At 57.6% G+C, this 5,491-nt stretch carries 3 rRNA genes; all 3 read left to right on the plus strand.

The window, feature by feature from the left end:
• Positions 1 to 135: 135 nt before the first annotated feature.
• The 3 genes from TOK_RS22985 to rrf all read left to right on the plus strand — a co-directional run bounded on the left by TOK_RS22985 (position 136) and on the right by rrf (position 5,482).
• Positions 136 to 1,653: ribosomal RNA gene (locus TOK_RS22985) — 16S ribosomal RNA — on the plus strand.
• Positions 1,654 to 2,086: 433 nt separating this feature from the next.
• Positions 2,087 to 5,192: ribosomal RNA gene (locus tag TOK_RS22990) — 23S ribosomal RNA — on the plus strand.
• Between the two features lie 173 nt (positions 5,193 to 5,365).
• A 5S ribosomal RNA gene (rrf, locus tag TOK_RS22995) occupies positions 5,366 to 5,482 on the plus strand.
• Together the 16S, 23S and 5S rRNA genes form the textbook arrangement of a ribosomal RNA operon.
• Positions 5,483 to 5,491 lie beyond the last annotated feature (9 nt).

The following is a 5,491-nucleotide window of genomic DNA, read 5'->3' on the forward strand; positions in this document are numbered from 1 at the left end:
ATGGTGTGCGGGTGTCTTTTGAGAACTCAACAGTGTGTCGAGCTTGTTTTTGAATTGGCGGTTTGTGCCAGTTTGTTTTGTGCCCGGCTTGGGAACCCCGTTTCTGGGTTGGGTGCCAGTTTGTTTGTCAGGGTTTTGTTGGAGAGTTTGATCCTGGCTCAGGACGAACGCTGGCGGCGTGCTTAACACATGCAAGTCGAGCGGTAAGGCCTTTCGGGGTACACGAGCGGCGAACGGGTGAGTAACACGTGGGTGACCTGCCCTCAGCTCTGGGATAAGCCTGGGAAACTGGGTCTAATACCGGATATGACCTCTCATCGCATGGTGGGTGGTGGAAAGTTTTTCGGCTGGGGATGGGCCCGCGGCCTATCAGCTTGTTGGTGGGGTGATGGCCTACCAAGGCGACGACGGGTAGCCGGCCTGAGAGGGCGACCGGCCACACTGGGACTGAGACACGGCCCAGACTCCTACGGGAGGCAGCAGTGGGGAATATTGCGCAATGGGCGGAAGCCTGACGCAGCGACGCCGCGTGGGGGATGACGGCCTTCGGGTTGTAAACCTCTTTCGCCAGGGACGAAGCGCAAGTGACGGTACCTGGATAAGAAGCACCGGCCAACTACGTGCCAGCAGCCGCGGTAATACGTAGGGTGCGAGCGTTGTCCGGAATTATTGGGCGTAAAGAGCTCGTAGGCGGTCTGTCGCGTCGGTCGTGAAAACCTGCAGCTTAACTGTGGGCTTGCGGTCGATACGGGCATGACTGGAGTTCGGCAGGGGAGACTGGAATTCCTGGTGTAGCGGTGAAATGCGCAGATATCAGGAGGAACACCGGTGGCGAAGGCGGGTCTCTGGGCCGATACTGACGCTGAGGAGCGAAAGCGTGGGGAGCGAACAGGATTAGATACCCTGGTAGTCCACGCCGTAAACGGTGGGTGCTAGGTGTGGGGGCCATTCCACGGTCTCTGTGCCGCAGCTAACGCATTAAGCACCCCGCCTGGGGAGTACGGCCGCAAGGCTAAAACTCAAAGGAATTGACGGGGGCCCGCACAAGCGGCGGAGCATGTGGATTAATTCGATGCAACGCGAAGAACCTTACCTGGGTTTGACATGCACCAGACATCCCTAGAGATAGGGCTTCCCTTGTGGTTGGTGTGCAGGTGGTGCATGGCTGTCGTCAGCTCGTGTCGTGAGATGTTGGGTTAAGTCCCGCAACGAGCGCAACCCTCGTTCCATGTTGCCAGCGCGTTATGGCGGGGACTCATGGGAGACTGCCGGGGTCAACTCGGAGGAAGGTGGGGATGACGTCAAGTCATCATGCCCCTTATGTCCAGGGCTTCACACATGCTACAATGGCAAGTACAGAGGGCTGCGAGACCGCGAGGTGGAGCGAATCCCTTAAAGCTTGTCTCAGTTCGGATCGGGGTCTGCAACTCGACCCCGTGAAGTTGGAGTCGCTAGTAATCGCAGATCAGCAACGCTGCGGTGAATACGTTCCCGGGCCTTGTACACACCGCCCGTCACGTCACGAAAGTTGGTAACACCCGAAGCCGACGGCCTAACCCGTGAGGGAGGGAGTTGTCGAAGGTGGGACTGGCGATTGGGACGAAGTCGTAACAAGGTAGCCGTACCGGAAGGTGCGGCTGGATCACCTCCTTTCTAAGGAGCTCACCGAGTGGTGAGGCTAATCAGCTCAGTTCCTGTTTTCGGATGGGGTCCTGCTCTTCGGGGTGGGGTGATGGGTCTGGTTCTCCTTTCATCTTATTCCGCATCGTGAACAATGTGGCCGGCCCTGGTTGGGGTTGGTTGTGTGGTGCGGCTGGGTGGAACATTTTCTGCTGATTCGAAGGCTTTCCTGCCTGTGGGTGGGGGTTCGGCACACTGTTGGGTCCTGAGGGGACATCTGCGGCTTTGGTCGTGGTTGTTTTTTCTGGTCCGCCTCTGCTGGTGGTGTCCTAACGCAACCTGTTGTGCCTGTCTTTTGTGGGTGGGTGTTGCTCTGACTGTGTCGGGGTGTGGTTGTGGTGGTGCTGGTCTGGTGGGGTGTGGTTGTGTGTTGAGTGTTGCATAGTGGATGCGAGCATCTTGTTGTGGTCAAGTGTTTAAGGGCACACGGTGGATGCCTAGGCATCAGGAGCCGATGAAGGACGTGGGAGACCGCGATAGTCCTCGGGGAGCTGTCAACCGAGCTGTGATCCGAGGGTGTCCGAATGGGGAAACCCGGCACCCGTCATGGGGTGTCACTCATGCCTGAATTCATAGGGTATGAGGGGGAACGTGGGGAAGTGAAACATCTCAGTACCCACAGGAAGAGAAAACAATTGTGATTCCGTGAGTAGTGGCGAGCGAAAGCGGAAGAGGCTAAACCCTGATTGTGTGATACCCGGCAGGGGTTGCAGTTGGGGTGTTGTGGGATATGACCGTCATAGTTCTGCCGGACTGTGGACTTCATGCACATCCAGTTAGTGGAAGACTTCTGGAAAGGGTCGCCGTAGTGGGTGAGAGCCCCGTACGCGAAAACTGGTGTGGTGTTGTGGGTTGTACTCCCGAGTAGCAGCGAGCTCGTGGAATTTGCTGTGAATCTGGCGGGACCACCCGCTAAGCCTAAATACTCCCTGATGACCGATAGCGGACTAGTACCGTGAGGGAAAGGTGAAAAGTACCCCGGGAGGGGAGTGAAATAGTACCTGAAACCGTGTGCCTACAAGCCGTCAGAGCCGGGCTGCGATTCGTCGTGGTGGTGATGGCGTGCCTTTTGAAGAATGAGCCTGCGAGTTATGCTTCGTGGCGAGGTTAACCCGTGAGGGGTAGCCGTAGCGAAAGCGAGTCTGAATAGGGCGTGTAGTCGCGGGGTGTAGACCCGAAGCGGAGTGATCTACCCATGGCCAGGGTGAAGCTACGGTAAGACGTGGTGGAGGCCCGAACCCACCAGGGTTGAAAACCTGGGGGATGAGCTGTGGGTAGGGGTGAAAGGCCAATCAAACTCCGTGATAGCTGGTTCTCCCCGAAATGCATTTAGGTGCAGCGTTGCGTGGTGGGTACCGGAGGTAGAGCACTGGATGGCCTAGGGGGCCTAAAAGCTTACTGAAGTCAACCAAACTCCGAATGCCGGTACTTCTAGCGTGGCAGTGAGACTGCGGGGGATAAGCTTCGTAGTCGAGAGGGAAACAGCCCAGATCACCGGCTAAGGCCCCTAAGCGTGTGCTAAGTGGGAAAGGATGTGGGATCGCCCGGACAACCAGGAGGTTGGCTTAGAAGCAGCCACCCTTTAAAGAGTGCGTAATAGCTCACTGGTCAAGTGGTCCTGCGCCGACAATGTAGCGGGGCTCAAGTGCACCGCCGAAGCCGTGGCAATCCGATGTATGTCGGGTTGGGTAGGGGAGCGTCGTGCATCCAGCGAAGCGCCGGCGTGAGCCAGGTGTGGAGGGTGTGCGAGTGAGAATGCAGGCATGAGTAGCGAATGCAGAGTGAGAACCTCTGCCGCCGAATGACCAAGGGTTCCTGGGCCAGGTTAATCCGCCCAGGGTGAGCCGGGACCTAAGGCGAGGCCGACAGGCGTAGTCGATGGACAACGGGTTGATATTCCCGTGCCCGTGATGGTGCGTCCGTGTCGAGGCCGGTGATGCTAACCATCCGAAGCCCTTTACTGACCTTCGGGTTGGTTTGTGGGTGGAGCGTGGGACCCGATCCGGTAGTAGGCAAGCGATGGGGTGACGCAGGAGGGTAGTCCCGCCAGGCGTTGGTTGTCCTGGTGCAAGCCTGTAGCCCGATGCCCAGGTAAATCCGGGTGTCTGACTTTGATGTCGTGGGTGAGAGGTGATGCGTAGCCGATTGAGGCGAAGTAGGGTGATCCCATGCTGCCGAGAAAAGCCTCTAGCGAGTGCTGTTGCGGCCCGTACCCTAAACCGACACAGGTGGTCAGGTAGAGAATACCAAGGCGATCGAGTGAACTCTGGTTAAGGAACTCGGCAAAATACCTCCGTAACTTCGGGAGAAGGAGGGCCGTTGACCTTGAAGCCTCTTGCGGGCTAGGGGTTGGCGGTCGCAGAGACCAGGCCCAAGCGACTGTTTACTAAAAACACAGGTCCGTGCGAAGTCGCAAGACGATGTATACGGACTGACGCCTGCCCGGTGCTGGAACGTTAAGAGGACCTGTTAGTCCCTTTGGGGGCGAAGCGGAGAATTTAAGCGCCAGTAAACGGCGGTGGTAACTATAACCATCCTAAGGTAGCGAAATTCCTTGTCGGGTAAGTTCCGACCTGCACGAATGGCGTAACGACTTGGGCGCTGTCTCGACCAGAGACTCGGCGAAATTGCACTACGAGTAAAGATGCTCGTTACGCGCGGCAGGACGGAAAGACCCCGGGACCTTTACTACAGCTTGGTATTGGTGCTCGGTTCGGCTTGTGTAGGATAGGTGGGAGACTGTGAAGTGGCCACGCCAGTGGTTGCGGAGTCGTTGTTGAAATACCACTCTGGTCGAATTGGGTGTCTCAACCTCGGGCCATGATCTGGCTCAGGGACAGTGCCTGGTGGGTAGTTTAACTGGGGCGGTTGCCTCCCAAAGAGTAACGGAGGCGCCCAAAGGTTCCCTCAGCCTGGTTGGCAATCAGGTGTTGAGTGTAAGTGCACAAGGGAGCTTGACTGTGAGACCGACAGGTCGAGCAGGGACGAAAGTCGGGACTAGTGATCCGGCACCACCTGGTGGAAGGGGTGTCGCTCAACGGATAAAAGGTACCCCGGGGATAACAGGCTGATCTTGCCCAAGAGTCCATATCGACGGCATGGTTTGGCACCTCGATGTCGGCTCGTCGCATCCTGGGGCTGGAGTAGGTCCCAAGGGTTGGGCTGTTCGCCCATTAAAGCGGTACGCGAGCTGGGTTTAGAACGTCGTGAGACAGTTCGGTCCCTATCCGCCGCGCGCGCAGGAGACTTGAGGAAGGCTGTCCCTAGTACGAGAGGACCGGGACGGACGAACCTCTGGTGTGCCAGTTGTCCCGCCAGGGGCATGGCTGGTTGGCTATGTTCGGAAGGGATAACCGCTGAAGGCATCTAAGCGGGAAGCTCGTTCCAAGATGAGGTCTCCCACCACCTTGCGTGGTTAAGGCCCCCAGCAGACTACTGGGTTGATAGGCCAGAGATGGAAGCCCTGTGAGGGGTGGAGTTGACTGGTACTAATAGGCCGAGGGCTTGCCATAACGTGTTGTTTGCATCCACTGTGTGACCCTGAGCACACAACCATGTTCATTGTTCGGCGCTTTGTGTGTCGGGTGGTGGGTGGTTGAGTGTTGGTTGGCTGGTTGGGCCTGTTTCGGGTTCGCTGGCCGGCGGGTTGTTGTGTGTTTGTTGTTGGGGATAATTGGATAGTGTTGTCGGTGGTTATGGCGGAGGGGTAACGCCCGGTCCCATCCCGAACCCGGAAGCTAAGCCCTCCAGCGCCGATGGTACTGCACTCGCCAGGGTGTGGGAGAGTAGGTCGCCGCCGACATCAAACGTG

The sequence above is a fragment of the Pseudonocardia sp. N23 genome, from assembly GCF_002583555.1.
In the GTDB taxonomy this organism is placed as follows: Bacteria; Actinomycetota; Actinomycetes; order Mycobacteriales; family Pseudonocardiaceae; genus Pseudonocardia.